This is a genomic window from Lysobacter sp. Root604 (assembly GCF_001427505.1).
GTDB lineage: Bacteria > Pseudomonadota > Gammaproteobacteria > Xanthomonadales > Xanthomonadaceae > Lysobacter.
Window position 1 is genome coordinate 287,921 of record NZ_LMGS01000010.1, and the last position, 18,495, is coordinate 306,415.

General features: G+C 70.4%; 16 protein-coding genes. 4 read left to right on the top strand and 12 right to left on the bottom strand.

Annotation, left to right across the window (positions count from 1 at the left end; translation table 11 throughout):
* Window positions 1–155: 155 nt before the first annotated feature.
* From ASD69_RS16455 to ASD69_RS16485, 7 genes are all read right to left on the bottom strand, one after another.
* Window positions 156–1,583, bottom strand: coding sequence for a S8 family serine peptidase (locus ASD69_RS16455; protein WP_056180709.1), 1,428 nt, complete (start codon window positions 1,581–1,583; stop codon window positions 156–158).
* Window positions 1,580–2,377 (bottom strand): hypothetical protein, encoded by a 798-nt coding sequence (locus tag ASD69_RS16460; RefSeq protein WP_056180711.1) that lies wholly within the window; start codon window positions 2,375–2,377, stop codon window positions 1,580–1,582. Before ASD69_RS16460 ends, ASD69_RS16455 begins: the two co-directional genes overlap by 4 nt.
* Complete coding sequence (locus tag ASD69_RS16465; protein WP_056180714.1) at window positions 2,374–2,625, bottom strand: hypothetical protein; 252 nt, start codon at window positions 2,623–2,625, stop codon at window positions 2,374–2,376. Before ASD69_RS16465 ends, ASD69_RS16460 begins: the two co-directional genes overlap by 4 nt.
* A complete protein-coding gene (locus ASD69_RS16470; RefSeq protein WP_200944020.1) occupies window positions 2,625–3,617 on the bottom strand; it encodes a hypothetical protein in 993 nt (330 codons plus the stop codon). Before ASD69_RS16470 ends, ASD69_RS16465 begins: the two co-directional genes overlap by 1 nt.
* A gap of 10 nt (window positions 3,618–3,627) precedes the next feature.
* Window positions 3,628–8,727: an N-acetylmuramoyl-L-alanine amidase gene (locus tag ASD69_RS16475; protein WP_056180717.1), complete on the bottom strand. Its 5,100-nt coding sequence runs from the start codon at window positions 8,725–8,727 to the stop codon at window positions 3,628–3,630.
* Window positions 8,728–8,736: 9 nt separating this feature from the next.
* The gene (locus ASD69_RS16480; protein ID WP_056180720.1) at window positions 8,737–9,075 is read right to left on the bottom strand and encodes a hypothetical protein; all 339 of its coding nucleotides are present in this window, start codon (window positions 9,073–9,075) and stop codon (window positions 8,737–8,739) included.
* A 364-nt stretch (window positions 9,076–9,439) separates the two neighbouring features.
* On the bottom strand, window positions 9,440–10,396 hold the full coding sequence (locus ASD69_RS16485; RefSeq protein WP_056180723.1) for a BTAD domain-containing putative transcriptional regulator: 957 nt from the start codon (window positions 10,394–10,396) through the stop codon (window positions 9,440–9,442).
* Window positions 10,397–10,736: 340 nt separating this feature from the next.
* Between ASD69_RS16485 and ASD69_RS16490 the strand changes: the two genes are divergently transcribed.
* Window positions 10,737–11,096, top strand: a complete 360-nt coding sequence (locus ASD69_RS16490) for a helix-turn-helix transcriptional regulator (RefSeq protein ID WP_056180726.1) — start codon at window positions 10,737–10,739, stop codon at window positions 11,094–11,096.
* Window positions 11,097–11,130: 34 nt separating this feature from the next.
* Here the strand turns inward: ASD69_RS16490 and ASD69_RS16495 are convergent, their stop codons facing one another.
* The 3 genes from ASD69_RS16495 to ASD69_RS16505 form a co-directional block, all read right to left on the bottom strand.
* Window positions 11,131–11,793 carry a DsbA family oxidoreductase gene (locus ASD69_RS16495; protein WP_056180731.1) on the bottom strand — a complete coding sequence of 221 codons (663 nt, stop codon included), beginning with the start codon at window positions 11,791–11,793 and terminating at the stop codon, window positions 11,131–11,133.
* Between the two features lie 121 nt (window positions 11,794–11,914).
* Entirely contained in the window at window positions 11,915–12,445 is a 531-nt protein-coding gene (locus tag ASD69_RS16500; protein WP_056180735.1) for a GNAT family N-acetyltransferase, read from the bottom strand.
* A gap of 60 nt (window positions 12,446–12,505) precedes the next feature.
* Window positions 12,506–14,155 carry a M28 family metallopeptidase gene (locus ASD69_RS16505; protein WP_056180738.1) on the bottom strand — a complete coding sequence of 550 codons (1,650 nt, stop codon included), beginning with the start codon at window positions 14,153–14,155 and terminating at the stop codon, window positions 12,506–12,508.
* Window positions 14,156–14,539: 384 nt separating this feature from the next.
* Between ASD69_RS16505 and ASD69_RS16510 the strand changes: the two genes are divergently transcribed.
* Window positions 14,540–15,811, top strand: a complete 1,272-nt coding sequence (locus tag ASD69_RS16510) for an MFS transporter (RefSeq protein ID WP_056180743.1) — start codon at window positions 14,540–14,542, stop codon at window positions 15,809–15,811.
* 53 nt (window positions 15,812–15,864) lie between these two features.
* Here ASD69_RS16510 and ASD69_RS16515 read toward each other — a convergent pair whose 3' ends face one another.
* Both ASD69_RS16515 and ASD69_RS16520 read right to left on the bottom strand, forming a co-directional pair.
* Window positions 15,865–16,296, bottom strand: a complete 432-nt coding sequence (locus ASD69_RS16515; protein WP_056180746.1) for a PepSY domain-containing protein — start codon at window positions 16,294–16,296, stop codon at window positions 15,865–15,867.
* A 139-nt stretch (window positions 16,297–16,435) separates the two neighbouring features.
* Window positions 16,436–17,188, bottom strand: coding sequence for a hypothetical protein (locus tag ASD69_RS16520; protein WP_157499239.1), 753 nt, complete (start codon window positions 17,186–17,188; stop codon window positions 16,436–16,438).
* Between the two features lie 226 nt (window positions 17,189–17,414).
* On the opposite strand from ASD69_RS16520, the gene ASD69_RS16525 reads away from it, so the two are divergent.
* Together ASD69_RS16525 and ASD69_RS16530 are read left to right on the top strand one after the other, a co-directional pair.
* Complete coding sequence (locus ASD69_RS16525; RefSeq protein ID WP_056180752.1) at window positions 17,415–17,984, top strand: TetR/AcrR family transcriptional regulator; 570 nt, start codon at window positions 17,415–17,417, stop codon at window positions 17,982–17,984.
* Window positions 17,985–18,018: 34 nt separating this feature from the next.
* The gene (locus tag ASD69_RS16530) at window positions 18,019–18,483 is read left to right on the top strand and encodes a PaaI family thioesterase (protein WP_056180755.1); all 465 of its coding nucleotides are present in this window, start codon (window positions 18,019–18,021) and stop codon (window positions 18,481–18,483) included.
* The last annotated feature ends 12 nt before the right edge of the window (window positions 18,484–18,495 follow it).

Here is an 18,495-nt window from a genome sequence, read left to right on the forward strand (position 1 = left end):
ACGATTGGGTGGAGCGCACGGCGTTACGCTGGTCTGCCGCGGCGCCCGCGTGCTTGCGGGACTTGCTGTTGTGTCGTTTGCTCGCCATGGGGCTCTCCTCGGCAGCGTTGCGTGGTGCGGGTCGTGACGGTGCGTGGTGTTGCGGGGTAAAGGGTTCAAGCCGCGGCCAGCGCGGGTGGTATGTCGACCGGTTCGTCGCCTTCGTCGCGGATCGCGCGGTCGATGCGCGCGTCCAGCGCCTGCAGCGCGGCCATCGCATCGACCACGCCGTGGCCGCAGCCTTCGACGCCGGCGCTGGCGAACGGGCGCGCGCTCTCGATCAGGACTTCGCGCGCCTCGACGCTGTCCAGCGGCCAGGCGCGGCGCTGCGAACGCGAGGCCAGCAAGCCGCAGATGGCGGCCACGAAGGGCGAGGCGAAGCTGGTGCCGCTGGCGGTCTGGTATCCCGCCAGGCCGCAGGTGAGGATGTCGCGGCCGGGCGCGCAGATCGCCACGTGCTCGCCGCGCGTGCTGAAGCTGGCCGGGCGGCGCTGGCTGTCGATCGCGCCGACCGCGATCACGCCCTCGTGCGCGGCCGGGTAATACTTCTCGGTGAGTCCGGAATTGCCGCTGGCCGCGACCAGGATCACGCCACGCGCGAGGGCGTAACGCACGATCTCCTCGTGCGGCTTGGGCGCATCCGCGCCCAGCGCCGATTCGGGGGTGCCGAAGCTCATGTTGATCACCTTCACGCCCAGATCGATCAGCCGCTTCATGCCGGCGTCGATGTTGTCCAGCGCGCCGACGCCGAAACGGCGATCGTCCGCGCCCACCGCCGCGCCCAGCACCCGCACCGGGGTCAAGCCGCAGGCGCCGGCGCCACCGGGCGGAATGTCGCGGCCGCGCGCGACCAGGATTCCGGCGCAGCCGGTGCCATGGCCGACTTCGTCCTGCGGACGCTCGCCGCGATGGCGGTAGTCCCCCACCAGGGTCAGGCCGCCGACCGTGGCCGGGTCCAGGTCGACGCTGTCAAAGCCGGCGCGCAGCCGCGTCGACAGCTCTTCGTGCTCAACCGCGACGCCGGTGTCGGCCAGGCCGATCACGGTGGCCGGATCGCCGGGCTCGTAGGCCAGCGCCTGCGGCAGGCGGATCAGTTCGCGCGCCCAGGCGCGCTGGCTCTCGTGCGCACCGCCGGACGCCGGCGTCGCGAACGGCGCGCTGCACAAGTGATCGGCGCCCACGCGCTCGACCATCGGCAGTTCCGCCAGCGCCTGCAGCAGCTTGTAGGCGCCGCTGGGATCGCGCAGTTCGATGCGCAGCACGCGGGCCACGCCGCTGAGCTGCTCGACATCGTCGAAGCGGCGCGCGCCGGTCACCGCACGCGCGCTGCGCGGGGTGCGCGCGCTGTGCAGGCGCGCGGCCCGGAACGCGCCGGCGTGATGGCGCAACAGGCGATCGATCACGCCGCCGTCGATGTGTTCGGCGATCGGCGTGCCGTACTGAGTACAGGCGCGCAAGCCGGGCAGGTGCTCGGGTACTTCGCCCAGGCGCAGGGTGACCAGCAGGCGACCGGGCACGCGCGGCGCGGCGACGGCGACGTTCATGGCCGGCCTCCGTGCGCGTCGTCGCTCCAGCGGCCGAGATGGCCCTCGCTGAGGCGCACGTGCGCGACTTCGCCGCCGCCGAAATCCAGCTCGGCGTCGCAGCCCAGCTGGCTGGCCAACGGCGCCAGCACCAGCCGGCCCTCTTCGCTTTCGATCACCGGCACCGCTTCGCCGGCGGCGCGCACCAGCGGCAGGCGCCCGGCGCGCAGGGCCGGCGCGCTCACGTGCACGCGCTGGGAGGCGCGCGCATCGCGCTCGTCGCCGCGCTCGACCCGGGTCACGCGCGGCGCGGCCGCATTCATCAAGGCCTGCTGCAAGCGGTTCACCGGCATCCGCGACAGGCGCGCGATCACGTCGGTGCCGGCGCTTTGCTTGAGTTCGTTGAGCTGGGTGATGGTGCGCACGCCGATGCGCTCGAGCCGGCGCTGGTCGTCTTCGCTGATCGAATCGCCCAGCGCCTCGCGCAGATTGAACTTCGGATCCTCGGCTTTGAAGTCGACCGCGTTCTCCTCGATCATCGGCTTGGTGATCGTGGTCAGCGCCAGTTTGATCGTGCTGGCCTCGGACTCGCCGGGGCCGGCCGGGCGCAGATAGACGTCGTCGTCGATCATCTGCACGAACGCGCGCAGGTCCATCGACACTTCCTTGACCGCGAAGGTCAGCGGCAGCTTGCCGACCCGGGCCTTGATCGCCATCGCCGCCTGGGCCTTGTCCAACTGCTCGGTCAGGGCCTGGATGAACAGGTCGAAGGGCACGCCGCTGTCGCGCAACAGGGCCGGCATCTGCGCGCTCATGGCTCGCCCCCGCCGCAGCTCCAGCTGACGGTCAGACGCGAAGGCATCGCGTTCCAGGTATTGACCTCGCGGCTGCGCGGCAGGTCGGCCAGCAGCACGCAGCCGCCGTCGCGCAGGATCGGGCGCAGTTCCAGCGGCAGCGTCATCTCGACGTTCGCCAGTTGCACCTGCGCCGGCAAGCCACGCGCCTCGGTAGCGATCAGGCCGTCATGCAGTTCGTCCAGCAGCTGCGAGAGTTCGCGCAACATCACGCGCCTCCTTCCTGCGTCGGCGCGGGCGCGGCGACGGCGGGCGCCGCGGCGGCGGGCGCGGCCGCGCGCATCGCCGGCGAGTGGCGCTGCACCAAGGCGATCTTGGCCGCATCGGCCAATCGCTCCAGCGGCAGGGTCTCGCTGACGAAGTTGAGCTTGACCTCGCCGAACAGGTCGGCGCGGACGTTGGACTCGTTCTGGGCGTTGACCGCGACCGTCGACACCATGGTCGAGCTCTGGCCGCTGTAGCTGAGCGCGCCGCGCTCGCCCCAGTTGTTGACCGACTGCGGATCGGCGCCGACCGCGTAACCGACCTTGGCCGCGTCCTGGGCGGCGGCGCGGAACATCACCTTGCTGGTGATGCTGCCGTCGCGTACCACCACCCGGTTCATGCCCAGCATGACCATGGTCGCGAGCAGTTGCTGGCGTTCGCCGCCGACCTTGAGCCGGACCTGCGGCAGCACGCGTTGTTCCAGTACCTCGGTGCTCAACTCCTCGCCGTCGATGCCGTACTCGCCCAGCCACGCCGGCATCAGGCCTTCGGCGCGCGGCACCAGCTGGGCCTCGGTGCGCTCGCCGCCGTCGGGTAGCAGCAGCTGCACTTCGCCGGGGTAGCGGGTGGCCAGCCAGTCGCGCGCCTGGTTGGGGCTGACGTTCTCTTCGGTGAACTGGTCCAGGGTCTTGGCGACCGCCGCGACCAGGCCGGAGTAGCTCTCCATCTGCCGGATCGAGGCGTCGACGATGGCGTCGAAGGTGCCGTGCACGAGTTGGGCGACGAAACCGGGGAAGTCGATCTCGTTGACCATCGCACCGGCGCGGCGGGCGATAGTCTCGGTGGCCTGCGGCTTGGGCGCGGTTGCCGGCGCCGGCGCCGGAGCGCCCGTGGCAGGCGCGTCGGCAGCGGGCGCGTTGGCAAGCCCGCGCGCGGGCGCGGGCGCCCCGTTCCTCGGGGGGAAGATCCTGCCGCGGGTGCCGTTGTGCTCGGACACGATGCGATCCTCAGGCCGTCGTCACCCAACGGTTCTCGCGCTCGTAGCGGCCGTCGCCGAGCAGGCGCAGTTCGATGCGCGCCGCCGGACTGCCCTGTGCGAGTCCGCTGAACCGGTAGTCGATGCTCAACTTCAAGGCCGCGACGCCGCCGACATCGGGAGCGTCCTCGATGCGCGCGCTCGCCTCCACGCCGTAGGCCAGGTTGGCCGGCAGGCCCGCGATCACGCGCACCTCGCCCACCGAACCCTGCGAGGCACGGAAATCGACCGTGATCGGCAAGGGCGAGGACTGGCCTTCGATGGCCGGCCATTCGCCCAGCTCGATGCGCACGTCGGCGGCGGCGGCCGAACTCACGGTGGGCGACAGCACCGCGGGCGACTTCAGGCCCTCGAGCTGGTCCAGGGCCCAGCGGCTGGCGCCGGCGCTGCCGCGCAGCACACTCATGCGCGTGCCGGCGACGCGGCTGGGTTCGATCGGTTCGCGGGTTTCGCCCGAGACGCTGGCGTCGCTGCCGACGTCGAAGGCGCGCACCGCGGACGGCGGACGCGCGAGGCGCAGGCCGCCGCCGCTGCCCAGCGATTGCGCGCTGGGACGCGGCGCTTCCGGCGGCAGATACAGCACCCGCCAGTTGCCGTAATCGGGCTCGGCCATGTTGCCGAAGTCGGCGGCGAAGTCGGCGAACGGCAGCCAGTCTTCGTAGCCGTGGTTGGCCGGATGGAAATCGACGGCATCGGAATCGAAAGCGACGCGGGTGTCCCAGGGATTGAGCACCTTGACCTGCACCGAGGCCGGATCCTCCAGGTTGCCCTTGATGCCGGCGATCACCACCGCGTGCGGCGCGCCGACGATCACCACCCACAAGGCGCCGCGCTCGCGCAGCCACTGCGCCCACTGGGTGGGCGTGTGATACAGGCTGGTGTTGGACGGCTGCGGAATCACGCTGAAGCCGTAGCGGTCGCGCACGGCGTTGAGCAGGTCCCAGCCGTAGGAGCTGGCCAGGGAACCGCCGACCTGGTTGGCCAGGGTCTCGGGCGAGTAGGACTGGTTGTGCCGCCACGACAGCAGCATCGCCATCGACGCGGCCCAACAGGCGTCCTTGTTCGGCTGCGGCACCAGCGTCACCGGATAGTCGCTGCCGCTTTCGGACAGCGCGCGCACCGGGCGTCCCGCGCCCAGCGCGAACGTGGTCGCGCGGCCTTCGATCCAGTCGATCTTGGTCGGGGTGATGAAGCAGCCGCGGTTGAGGCCCTGCGCGGCCGGCTGGCCGGTCACGTGGACCGCGCAGACCTGGGCCTTGAGCTGGCCGCTGCTGCGGTCGAGGTGATAGACCGGCGAACCGCTGGCGCCGTGCAGGGTCAGGATCGGGTACTCGATGACCTCGCCGTTGCTCTGCGAGGCCGCGTAGCCGCCGTGCAGGTGTTGCTTGTCGCCGTCGATCGCGGCGGTGAGTTCGGGCACCGCGTCGGAGGCGCCGGAGTAGCCGCAGACCACGATCGGCAGGCGGTCGGACGGGGTGGCGTTGAGGAACTCGAAGTACTGCCCGTTCGGCGCCGCGATCGGCACGTTGTCGATCACCGCCAGGTCGTTCTCCCAATTGCCGCTGCCGCTGTAGCGCGGCGCGATCCGCCACGACGAGCTGGGCAGCGTGCACTGGCCGAACGGCTTGACGCCGGCGCCGTTCTGGCCCGGCACCACGGTCACGTTGACCTTGTTATGCAGATTGTGGGCGCAGGTCAGGATGCGGTTGGGCCCGATGTAGAAGCCGGTGCCGCCCCAGCCGTTGCCGGCGCTGTCGGTCATCAGCAACTGGCAGATCGCCGAATGCGGAAACGCGCGGGTGTCCTCGACGCCGACGAACCATTCCTCGCGCGCCAGGCTGAAGGCGTCGTCCTGGCAGGTCAGCGCGCTCATCGGGTTGGAGGGGTCGTAGAACGGCGTGATGATTTCCTGCGCGGTCGCGTAGGGCCGCCCGGGCAGCGCCAGCGCGTTCGCACGCCCGCGTCCGCGCAGGCCCTGCGAAGTCGCCGGCGCGGTGGCCGGTGCGGCCGCGGCGCGCACGCAGTCCATGTAGTGATCCCAGTTCCACAGCCGGCTCGGGCAGTCGTGGTTGTCGCGCGGTGAGGCTTCCTGGTGACCGACGATGTGTTCGCGGTCGATCGGCAGGTTGTACTGCGCGCACAGCCAGGCGACCAGCGCCGCCGAAGCCTGGTATTGCTCCTCGGTCGGGTCCAGGCCGCGCTTGTTGGCGACGTGCTCGATGCCGATGCCGTGGGTGTTGGCGCTGCTGGCATGCCAGGCCACGTCGTTGTTGCGCACCATCTGCACGACCTCGCCGTCGCGGCCGATCACGTAGTGGGCGCTGACGGTGATGTGCTCGTTGCGCGAGTTGCGCTGGTCCGGATTCTGGAACCAGCCGATGGTGCCGGTGATGCGCGAGCCGCCGTCGGTGATGTGGATCACGATGCGGTCGACCGTGCGCTGGGTGCGCATGGCGCGGTAGTTGCCCGAGTAGGCTGGCGCGAAGCGGCTGGCGCCCGGGTACTCGGCGGTGGGCGCGTCGAACGCGCGCGCGTGCCGATACGACTGTTCGGCCGCGACGGTCTCGTCGGGGATCGCCTCGGAGATGCCCTTGTTGTCCTGTTCTTCGTCCTCGAGCGCGAAGGCGCGTGTGTTCGTGCGGCCGTTCGCACGCGGACTGGCCGGCATGCCCAGCGCGAACGTCGTGGCGCGGCCCTCGATCCAGTCGATCTTGCTGGGGGTGATGAAGCAGCCGCGGTTGAGGCCCTGCGCGGCCGGCTCGCCGCTGACGTGGACCGCGCAGATCAGGGCCTTGAGCCCGCCGCGGTCGGCCAGGGTGTAGACCGGCGAACCGCTGGCGCCCATCAGCGACAGGATCGGATAGTCGAGGGTTTCGGGATTGGGCTGCTCGCGCACGTAACCGCCGTGCAGGTGTTGCTTGTCGCCGTCGATGATCGCGTCCAGCTCCGGCACCGCGCGCGAGGCGGCCGAGTAGCCGCAGACCACGACCGGCAGGCGGTCGGAAGGCGTGGCCTGCAGGAACTCGAAGTACTGCCCGTTCGGGGCCGCGATCGGCACGTTGTCGATCACCGCCAGGTCGTTGTTCCAGTCGCCGTCGCCGCTGTAGCGCGGCGCGACCCGCCAGGAAGAGGACTGCACCGTGCATTGCCCGTAGGGGCGGCCGCCGGCGCCGTTGCGGCCGGGAATGATCTGCACGCTGCTCATGCCGTGCAGGTTGTGCGCGCAGGTCAGGATGCGGTTGCGGCCGATGTAGAAGCCGGTGCCCTGGTAGCCGGAGCCGTCCGGCGCGGTCATCAGCAGTTGGCAGATCGCCGAATGCGGATACAGCGAGGTGTTGGGCACGCCCGCGAACCATTCCTCGCGCGCCAGGCTGAAGGCGTCGGCCTGGCAGCTCAGCGCGGTGGCGGGATCGGCGGGGTCGTAGAACGGGGTGATGATCTCCTGCGCGCGCGCATAGACCTTGCCGCCGCCCAAGGCCTGCGCCCGCGGCGCGGCGCGCTGGGCGAGCGAGAACGCAATGCCGAAGCCCGCGGCCTCCTGGGCGATCCACTGGCGCTTGGCCGCGGTGATCCGGCAACCCAGATTGGTGGTGGCCGAATGCGCGGCCACGTGCACGCCGACCATGTGCGCGCGCGGGAAGCTGCCGCCCTCGATCCAGTACACCGGCGAGCCGCTCGCGCCGCCCAGGGTCTGCAGGTCGTAGTCGAAGGTTTCCTCGCTGGGCAGGCTGCGGATGTAGCCGCCGTGCATGTGCTGCTTGTTGGGATCGATGTTGTCGTTGACCCACTGCTCGATCGCGTCGTTGGCGTACCAACGCGCGGAGTAGCCGCACACCACCACGCCCTCGGGACGCGACTGGGTCAGCTCTTCGACCAGGTCGAAGGTGCGGTCGGTCGGCACCGCGTTGGCGGCCGGCACCCGGATCACCGCCATGTCGAAATCGCTGTTGCCGGCGCTGTAGGACGGGTGCTTGCGGCAATCGGCCGCGGTCACGTGGAAGCGGCCGAAGGGCTCGGTGGCGCCGCTCACGCCGGCGCCGTTCTTGCCGGGCACGATGATCAGTTCGCTCTGGCCGTCGACCACGTGGGCCGCGGTCAGCAACAGGCAGGGGCCGATGAAGAACGCGCTGCCGTGCAGGGCGCCTTCCTCGCTGCCGTCGGGCCGGCGCACCTGGCAGATCGCCGAATGCGGCGGCACGGTGGTGTCGGTCACGCCCAGGAACCAGATCGCGCTGCTCACGAAGAAGCCGATCTGGGTGGTCAGGGCGTCGAACCAGTTGCTCGGCCGGTAATAGGACGAGACCAGCAACGAGCGCGAGTTCGGCGCCGGGGTGCGCGGCGCGGGCGCGTCGTAACGCTGCTGGTAGCGGCCGTAGGACTGCGCGGTCGCGGGCGCCGCGTCGGCGACGGGTGCCGGCGTGGCGGCCGGCGCAGGCGCGGCGGCGACCGGCGCGGCGCTGTCGTGGCCGTTGCTGGCCGGCGCGGGCGGCGCGCTCGCGCCCTGTTGCCACAGATCGTCGGAGTAACCGTCGCTGTAAGGCGCCGGTGCGGCCGGCACGGCGGCCGCGCCGTTGCCGCGGCCGTTGCCGTTGCCGTTCGCGCGCGCGGCGCCGCTGTCGAGCGCGTCGCCGCCCCAGGCCAGGCCGCCGTTGGCCGCGCCACCGTAGCCGGACACCGTGTCCAGGCGCGCCGTGCGGCGCAGGCCGCGTTCGGTGAGGCCGCTGAGATTGACGTACATGTTGCCGGCATCGGGGATCTTCACCGACACCGGACGGCTGCGGTCGCCTTCGTTGTAGGTGGCCAGGCCGAAGTACAGCCGCGGCTGGCCGACGAAGCGCGCGACCACGCTGGGCGGCACCAGGTAGACCGCGTCGCCGCGGCGCGCGCCGCTGCCCAGCACGCGGCTGGAATAGAAGTTGCTGGCCGTGCGCCGCGCGCGGTTTTCGGCCTTGAGCAGCTCCGGGTCGGTGGCCAGGCCGATCTCGAACAGCGGGCTTTCGCTGCGGACCGTGAATCCCAGCACGCTGAAGCGATCGTCGATCGATTCGCGGTTGGCTCGGATGAGTGCCATGACTGACTCCTATCGGCGCTTGCTTGCAGTGATGGAAGAAGCCGCATCGGCGCGCGCGTCGATCGCCGGCGCGCGGGCATCCAGCGCCAGTTCGATCGGCGTGCCGCCGACGTCGTTGATGACCGAGGAAATGCGTTCCCAGAAGCGCTGCTGAGCATCGATGCCGATGCCTTCCAGGTGCGGCTTCATGAACTCGACCACCGATTCGAGGTGGCGGAAGAACGCGCGCTGGCCGGATTGGACGTGCTCGACCGAACCGCGCCATTCGGCGACGGCGGCCTCAGCATCGCCGCGCTCGCACCAGACGCGAACGATGAAGACGGCGGTACGGTCTTCGAGCAGTGCCATTGCGACGAGCCCCTATGCCAGCGCTAGTGGCCGAGGCTGCGCCGGTGCCGTCACCGCCGCATCACGGGCGGATCACCGGTGGATCACGCCTTCATGCAGGCGTGTGATGTCGCGGTGATGCGGCTGAGAGCCGCGCAGGACGAGGCAGGCGCCGGGTCGGCGCGATGAGGGCTCGTACTGGATGGGCAGGAGCGCGGGCAGGCGATCGCGGCTCACGCCGCTCCCACAGGGCAAGGTGGGCGCGGGCCGCGGCCTCGTCGCCTCCGATTCCCCTGCGCTGCTTTCTGTGGGAGCGGCGCGAGCCGCGATCGGGACAGGCGATGACCTGGGTGGGCGCAGGCCTTGCAACGCACCACGCCCGCTTTCAGCGCTCCAAGAACTGCAGACTCAACTGCAGTTGCGAATCCGCGGTCGCCAGATGCCGGCGCGCCGCATCGATCAGCCCGTAGGCGCGCATGCCCTCGTCGGCCGTCATGCTCGGATACACCGGCTGGGTCGGCAACGGCACCGCATACGCGCTCACGTTCGGCGCCGTCCACGGCGCGGCGGCCGGCTCGTTGCCGATCGCGCTCTGGGCGATGCTCTGGTACAGCGTCATGGTCTCGCGCATCGGCTGGATCGCCAGCTCGCGCCGCAGCAGTTCGCGGCAATGCTCGAACTGGCGAAGCGCCTGCGCGCGCTGACCGCTGAGCACGAACAGCTGCATCAGATCGCGGTGCACGTCCTCGCGCAGCGCGTCGCTGTCCAGGATGGCCTGGGCATGACGGATGCCTTCGGCGTAGTCGCGCCGGATCGTGGCCAGCTGGACCAGCCGACCGAGCGCATTGAGATAGCTGCGGCGGTGCTTCTCGCGTTCGCGCAGGGCCCAGTCGTCGGTGACGTCGAGCAGGATGTCGGAGGTGTACATCGCCACGCCGCGCTGCAGCCCCTCGATGTCGGCGTCGCTGAGGCGTTCGGGCGCGTGGCTCAGCCCTGGTGTGACCAGGCGTTCGAACTCGTCCACGTCCAGCCAGACCGCGGCCGGCCCGTTCAGGCCGATCGCGCCGCGACGGTCGCAGACGATCAGGTCGCCGTGTTTGAGCGGCGGCTGTTCGACCAATCTGCGCAGCCGCCACAGGGCGGTGTTGAACGAGCCGGCGGTGGACGAGGACGAGCGTTCGGGCCACAGGCTGGCCAGCAGCTCGGAGCGGCTGAAATAGCGGCCGCGCCCCAGCGCGAGATAAGCCAGCAGGCTGGCGCAGCGGCCGGCGATGGCGACGGCCTCCGACGGCGCGCCTTCGCTGGCGATCGACAGCGAACCGAACAGGCAGATCCTGAACATCCCGAAGCTCCGTGCTGGGCCGGCGCGGCGCGCACGGCGAGGATGGATCCGGACCGCCCCCTGTACCCGACGCCGTGGCGGCGGCATCGACGGCAACGCCGCGGACCCAGGGCCGCGGCGCGTGACCTGTTTCGCATATCCGCGCCCCGCCTGAAAAGTGCGCGCACCGGCTGTCCTCGGACAGCCGCACTAGCCGTTTGCTGTAGCCGTAAGCCGTGATGGCCTACCCGCCGCAAGGAAAGCGATACCGCACAACATGCGGCAAGAATCCCTTGCCGGTAAGCCGCGGCGGGCCAAGGACCGGAATGCGCGACCAGGACGTCGACACTAGGAGCACTGCGTGAGTGGCTTGTCGTTGAGAATCCGCAAGGCCAGGGCCTTGACCACCTTGTCCCAGGCCGAGCTGGCGCGCCGCATCGGCGTCAAGCGCAGCGCGGTCACCCAGTGGGAGCATCCGGCCGGGACCACGCCCAGCGTCGAGCACCTGATCCAGATCGCGCAGGAGACCGGGCTGAGCTTCGAATGGCTGGCGACCGGACGCGGGCCCAGCCGTTGCGAGGGCGTCGACCTGGCGCCGGCCGTGCTGGTCGACGATTACGCGCGCGACGAACACGAGAGCGAGGCACTGGCGCATTTTCGTCGGCTGTCGGGCAGCCGGCGGCGCATGGCCTTGGAGATCCTGCAGATCCTGGGCCGCTGAGATTGGCAACGCCGGCGGCGGCGCGCCAGCGCGATCAAGGCGCCGTCAACGGCTCCAGGCCCGCGATCTGGCGCAGCGCGCTTTCGAACAGCTCCACCGGCTGACCGCCCTGGATCAGATGGCGGTCGTTGATGATCACCGAGGGCACCGCGCTGATGCCCTGGCTCTGGTAGTGGCGCTCCTGCGCGCGCACGTCCTCGGCGTATTCCTGCGAGGCCAGGATCTCGCGCGCACGCGTCGCGTCCAGCCCGACCGAGGCCGCGACCTCGGCCAGGACCTCGTGCGCGGACACGTCGCAGCCTTCGGTGAAATAGGCGCGCAACAGGGCGTGCTTGAGCGCGCGCTCGTGCTCGCCGCCTTCCAGCGCCGCCCAATGCAGCAGGCGGTGGGCGTCGAAGGTGTTGTAGATGCGGTTGCGCAGGTTGAACTCGAAGCCCAGCGCGGCGCCGCGCTGGCGCAGCGCTTCGCGGTTCTGGGCGAGCTGGGCCGGGGTGGAGCCGTACTTCTCGTACAGATGCTCGTCGATGTCCTGGCCCTGCGGCCCCATCTGCGGATTGAGCTCGAAGGGCTGGAAGTGCAGTTCCACCGCGACCTCGTCGCCGACCCGCGCGATCGCCTGTTCCAGCGACTTCAAGCCGACCGCGCACCAGGGGCAGGACACGTCGGAGACGAAATCGATCTTGAGCGGCTTGGACATGGCGACACCGTGCGTATGCGGCCGTAGCGGCCCGATCGCTACAAGATGCGGCGTCGCGCCCGCCGCTTCAACCGCGTCAGGCGTGCATGGATGGGTCGTAGCGTTCCAAGCTTGGCGCGCTTCAGTCCAGCGCCAGGCCCATTATGCAGTCGTCGTAGTCGCGGCCACCCACGTTGAAGCGGCGCATGCGCAGGGCGCGAAAGCCGCAACGTTCGTAGAAGCCGATCGCGGCGGCGTTGCCGGCGTACACGCCCAGCAGCAGGCGCGGCGCGCCGGCCGCGCGCGCATGCGCCACCGCGGCCTCGAGCAGGCGCTTGCCCCAGCCGCCGCCGTGGAAACGGCTGAGCAGATAGAGGCGCTTGAGTTCGAGATCGCGCGCGTCCGGATCGTCCAGCGGCAGTTGCGCCGGCGCGACCACCGCGTAACCTACGGGCGCGTCGCCGGGCGCGACCTCGGCCAGCCACAACGCGCAGGCCGGATCCTCCAGCCAGGCGCGATAGGCCGACGCGGCATGCGCGCGTTGGCAATGCTGGACGATGTCGCCGCCGCCGAGGATGCCGGCGAAGGTTTCCAGAAAACTGCTTTGGCCCACCAGGGCCAGCGCGGCTTCGTCGCCGGCGACGCAGGGTCGGAGTCGGAGGTTATGGCTCATGCGTACGATCGGATACGCGGCAGCGCCCGCTCCATCGACGGAGCGGGCGGCGCGTGAGGTTTACTTGCGCTGCGCCGAAGTGGCGTCGCGGGCGGCGCGGAACTCCGAGTCCTGGCTCCAGTTCGGCCAGCGCTTGGAGTTGGCCAGGCCGTTGCCCAGGGTGTACAGCAGCTCCAGGTCGCGCGCCATGCCGGTGAAGCTCCAGCTGGCTTCCCACTGATCGGCCGGCTGGTGATAGCGATCGGCGGTGTAGGCCTGCTGCGCGGCTTCGCCGGCGGCGCGGCCGCCCTCGACCTTGTCGTCGCCGGAACCGAACGAGATCGCCGGCACGCCGCGCTTGGCGAACGGGAAGTGATCGGAACGGAAGAAGTGGCCGGCCTCGGGCTTGGGATCGGTGACGTAGCTGAGGTTCCAGCCCTTGGCCAGGTCGATCAGCTCGTCCAGCAGTTCCTGCTTGGCGCTGCCGGAGGTGGTGAAGTCGCGCGAGGGGCCGGTCGGATCCAGCGCGTCGGTGTTGATCACCGCCACCGTCTTGGCCAGCGGGTACAGCGGCTTGGACGAGTAGTACTCCGAACCCAGCAGGCCCTTTTCCTCGGCGGTTACCGCCAGGAACACCACCGAACGCTGCGGCTTGGGACCGTGGGCGAAGGCGCGGCCCATTTCGATCAGGGCGGCGGTGCCGGTGGCGTTGTCGACCGCGCCGTTATAGATCTTGTCGCCCTTGGCGTCGGGCGCGCCCACGCCGAGGTGATCCCAGTGCGCGCTGTAGATCACGGTCTCGTCGGGGCGCTGGGCGCCGTCGACGCGGCCGACGATGTTCTGCGAGGTGATGACTTCGCTCTTGACCTGGTAGTTGGCCGACAGGGTCGCGCCCTTGAGTTCGACCGGCTTGAAGTCGCGCGTCTGCGCCTGGCGCTTGAGCGCTTCGAAATCCAGGCCGGCGCGCTTGAACAGATCGACCGCGAAATCGCGCTGGATCCAGCCTTCCATGCTCGGATGGGTCGCGCCCGGACGGTCGCGCACCACGTCGAACATGGTGTTGGTGTTGGAGTTCTTGACCGTGGCCCAACCGTAGGACGCCGGATCGGTCTCGTGCACGATCAACAGGCCGAGCGCGCCCTGGCGCGCGGCTTCTTCGTACTTGTAGGTCCAGCGGCCGTAGTAGGTCATGGCCTTGCCGCCAAAGTCGCCCTGGCCGCTCTCGAAGTCGGGGTCGTTGATCAGCACGACCGCGATCTTGCCCTTGAGGTCGACGCCCTTGAAGTCGTCCCAGTTGCGTTCCGGCGCCTTCACGCCGTAACCGGCGAACACCAGCGGCGCGTTCGCGATCTTGACCGCGGTGGAACCGTCGAGCGCGGCGCGCACGGCGATCTCGTTGCCCTGGCTCAGCGCCTGCGACTTGCCGTCCACCGCCACCGACAGGGTCGGCGTGCCTTCGATCTGCGCGCGCTTGAGCGGCACCGCCTGGGTCCAGGCGCGTTGGCCGTCCTTGAGATCGCCGCCGGGCTGCAAGCCCGCGGCCTTCATCTGCGCGACCACGTAGTCGATGGTCTTGGTCTCGCCGGCGGTAGCCGGGCCGCGACCTTCGAACTCGTCCGAGGACAGCGTCTTGACCTCGTCGGACAGGCGCTTGGGATCGAACTTCGGGGCTTCGGCCGCCAGGGCCGCGGACACCGACAGGGACAGCAGGGACGCAACCAGCAATTTCATGGGCGCAACGCCTTAGGCCAAAGTGCGGCCGATACTAGTGGAGCGCGGATCGGCCGGTCCAGCGGCGGAAGTCAGGGGCGGAGGCGCGGAGTTTGCGGAATCTGCTCTTTCGGCACATTGGGGCTGGAACTGTGCGTTGCCCTGACGGGCCTGCCGCGCATTCATCTTGTGCGGCACACTGTCGCCTCCGGCGATGCGGTCGCCACCGCGACCCCGCACTGACCTTCCCCCACCCGACGCGCCCGCCGACCGCCACGCGAGCCACCACGCTCGCCGCAGCCCGTGGCAGCCACCGCTGCCGGCCCGCGCATCCCCCCATGGCAGCACCGCAATGAGTCCCGCTTTCCGTCGCAGTTTTCCCTCCCCCGCGACCCGGTGCGCGCGATGAGCGCGTCCGCCGCGCCGACGCTGCGCCCGCGTTCGCTGTGGCAGGGCCGCGCCCTGGTCCTGGCCGGTATCGTGCTGTCGGCGTTCACCCTGCGCACCGCGGTGACCTCGCTGACGCCGCTGCTCGACAGCCTGGGCAGCGAATTCGGTTTCGGCCCCACCATGACCGGCGTGTTCGGCATGGTGCCGACCGCGGCGTTCGCGGCGTTCGGCGTGCTCACGCCGGCGATCGCGCACCGCCTCGGTCTGGAACGCGCGGCGCTGACGGCGATGGTGCTGGCCGCGCTGGGTCTGCTCGCGCGCTCCTTCGCCGGCGACACCTGGCAGTTGCTGGTGGCCTCCGTGGTGGCCTTGTCGGGCATGGGCATCGGCAACGTGGTGCTGCCGCCGCTGGTGAAGCGCTACTTCGCCGATCGCGTCGGCGCGGTGAGTTCGCTCTACATCACCGTGCTGCAGTTGGGCACGATCCTGCCGGCCCTGGCCGCGGTGCCGCTGGCCCAAGCCGCGGGCTGGCGCGTGTCGCTGGGCTCGTGGTCGCTGGTGGCGGTGGCCGCGGCGCTGCCGTGGATCGCGGCGCTGTGGATGGAGCGCTACGGCCGTTCCGCGCAGGCGCGCGCGCTGGCCGCCGCGCACGATGACGCGGTCACGCCCGCGGACGAGGCGCCCGAACTGGTCGCGCCCGCGCCGCGCGGCAAAGTCTGGCGTTCGTCGGTGGCCTGGGGCATGGCGCTGATGTTCGGCATGACCTCGCTGATCACCTATTCCATGTTCACCTGGCTGCCCAAACTGCTGGTCGAAGCCGGCGGCAGTGCGGCCTTGGGCGGCAGCATGGTCGCGCTGTTCTCGACCCTGGGCCTGGTCGCGGCGCTGGCCCTGCCCGCGCTCGCGGTGCGTATCGCCAACCCGTTTCCGGTGGTGCTGGCCTGCGTGGTGATGTACCTGTGCGGTTTCGCCGGGCTGCTGTGGGCGCCGATGTCGGCGACCCTGCTGTGGGTGGCGCTGCTGGGCCTGGGCCCGAGCACCTTCCCGCTGTCGCTGACCCTGATCAATCTGCGCACGCGCACGCAAGCCGGTTCGGCCTCGCTGTCGGGCTTCATGCAGGGCGTGGGCTACACCATCAGCTGCGTCGGTCCGCTGCTGTTCGGCTGGCTGCACGAAACCACCCACGGCTGGGTGCTGCCGTTCGGCTTTCTCAGCCTATGCCTGGTGGTGCTGACGATAAGCGGCTATCTGGCCTGCCGGCCGCGCATGCTGGAAGACACCTGGTAAGACCCGCGCGGATCGCGCCGCGTGAGCGACGCGATCCGCGACGAGGCGATCGCTCAGTCCTTGTCGGCGCCGATCACGCGCCCGTTCCTGGGATCGATCTTGAGCTCGACATCGCGGCCGGCCGGATCGTCGGCCTCGGCGTTCCAGATGCCGTCCTCGTAATCGACGTCGTGCACGTTGGTGTATCCGGCCACCGCCAGGCGCGCGCGCACGTCGGCTTCGCTGAGGTTGGCCACTTGTTCGTCCGGATAGACGCGGCCGGTCTTGGGATCCAGGCGCACGTCGACGCGATTGCCTTCGGCGCTGCGCGCGTCGGCTTTCCAGACGCCATCGCGGAACTTGATGTCGTTGATGTGGGTATAGCCCTGCTCGGTGAGCTGGGCGCGGACCTTGGCCTCGGTCAAGGCCTGCTCGGCCAGCGCGGTGCCCGATACGGCCAGCGCGATCGCGAGCACGGTACTGCGGAGTACGACGGTGCGGCTCATGGCAGCCTCCTTGGGGGAAGGTGCGTCGAGTCTCGCCACGCATGCGGCAACCTTCGGTGAACATCGCGCATTCATCCGCGCGCGTTCATGCGCCTTGCACGCGACGCTAACGAATGCGTTGCGCGCGTGGCGTCAGTGCTTACTTGTCGATCGGATACACGGTCGCGATGGGACACTGGATCCGCGACAGCGCGCCGCCGCTGCGCGCGATGCCCTCGCCCGCGCGCATCTCCGGCACCGCCACCACCACGTCGCCGGGATTGCCGCAGACCGCGCTGATGCCCAGGCCCGAACGCAGCTCGATGGTGGTGGCGTCGAACAGCTCCGGACAGCTGTGCGCCAGTTCGACGCGGTAGTAGCGATTGCCGCCGGAGCGTTGCGGCGACACTTCCACCACCAGGCCCTTGCCGTCCTCGTTCCAGCCGCGCATGTAGCGCGGGTTGAGGCAGTACTGCACCGAGCCGCCGAAGCCGCGGCGCTTCTCGGCGCGCACCTCGACCGCGTCCAGAGTGGCGACCTCGCCGTGGCGGCGATGGCTGGCCAGCGCGAGTTCGGCATAGGCCTTGGCGTCGATCTCGGTCACCGCCGACACCGCGCACAGACGCTGCCCGCTGCGCAGGTATTCGTTGCCCGCGCCGCAGACCCAGCCCTCGCGCGCGAGCACGCTGGCCTGCTCGTCGGCGACGGCGGCCGGACAATCCTCGCCCAGGTCGAGACGGAAGCGGCGGCCGTCGGCCTGCATCACCGCCAGGCTGCGATCCGACGCCTGACGCGCCTCGCTCATGCTGCGCGCGTCCAGGCAGTTGGGCTTGGGCGCGGGACCGCGCGCGGGCTCGGCGGCCGAGGCCATGGCGCAGACAGCGGTGAGGACTACAGCGGCGTACAGGCGCATCGCGGTTCCGTGCGGGACGCCGGCGCGCTTCGCCGGCCCTCGGATTAGACGCGAAGTCCGGCGACCGGCGCCAGCGCGCCTGACCACGCGTTGCCCGGCTTTCAGGCGGCCGCGCCGGGCCGGCGCGACCGCCGGTCGGATCGACGTCCGCGTATAAATGATGATCGTCATCAATACTGCTAGGATCGCCGGACCGGGCCGAACCGGGGTCCCGGGGAGCGCATGCATGAAAGTCAGCCGCGAACAGACCGCCGAGAACCGCGAACGCATCGTCGGCGCAGCCGCGCGCCTGTTCCGCGAACGCGGCTACGACGGCGTCGGCATCGCCGACCTGATGCGCGACGCCGGCCTTACCCACGGCGGCTTCTACGGCCACTTCGCATCCAAGCAGGACCTGATGGCGGAGGCCTGCGAACACGCGGTCGCCGGCTCGCTGGCCTATTGGTCGCGGCTGATCGAACGCGATCCCGAACACGCGCTGCAGCACATCGCCGCGGCCTATCTGTCGAGCGCGCACCGCGACCAGCCCGGCCGCGGCTGCACCTTCGCCGCGCTCGGCGCCGACGCCGCGCGCCTGGATCCGCCGGTGCGGCGCAGCCTCGGCCAGGCGCTGCGTTCCTATATCGAACTGCTGACCCCGCTGCTGCCCGGCCGCAGCCGCGCCGCGCGTCGCGCGCGCGCGCTGGCGACGCTGTCCAGCATGGTCGGCGCGCTGGTGCTGGCGCGCGCCGTCGACGATCCGGCCTTGTCGGACGAAGTGCTGCACGCGGTCGCCGCCGCCGTTTTATCTCGCTGACCCCTCTCGCCGACCTGCCCTCGGAGCCCCCGCGATGACCGTGAATGTGTTCGAGCTCGAATCCCTGCGCGGCCTCAACGGCCTGGAAACCCTGCGCGCCCTGCTCGCCGCGGGCCGCCCGCCGCCGATCGGCGAGACCCTGGGCTTCATCCTGACCGAGGTCGACGAAGGCCGCGCGGTATTCGCCGGCACGCCCGGCCCGCACGCCTACAACCCCTTGGGCGTGATCCACGGCGGCTATGCCGCGACCCTGCTGGACTCGGCCTGCGGCTGCGCCGCGCATAGCGCGCTCAGCGCCGAGCAGGCCTACACCACGCTGGAGCTCAAGGTCGCCTATCACCGCGCGATGAGCTCCGACACCGGGCCGGTGCGCGCCGAGGCCAAGCTGCTGTCGATCGGCAAGCGCGTGGCCTTCGCCGAGGGTCGGCTCACCGACGCCCAGGGCCGTTTGTACGCCTCTGCCACCTCGACCCTGCTGGTGTTCGAACGCAAGCAGTAGAGGAGGACAGCG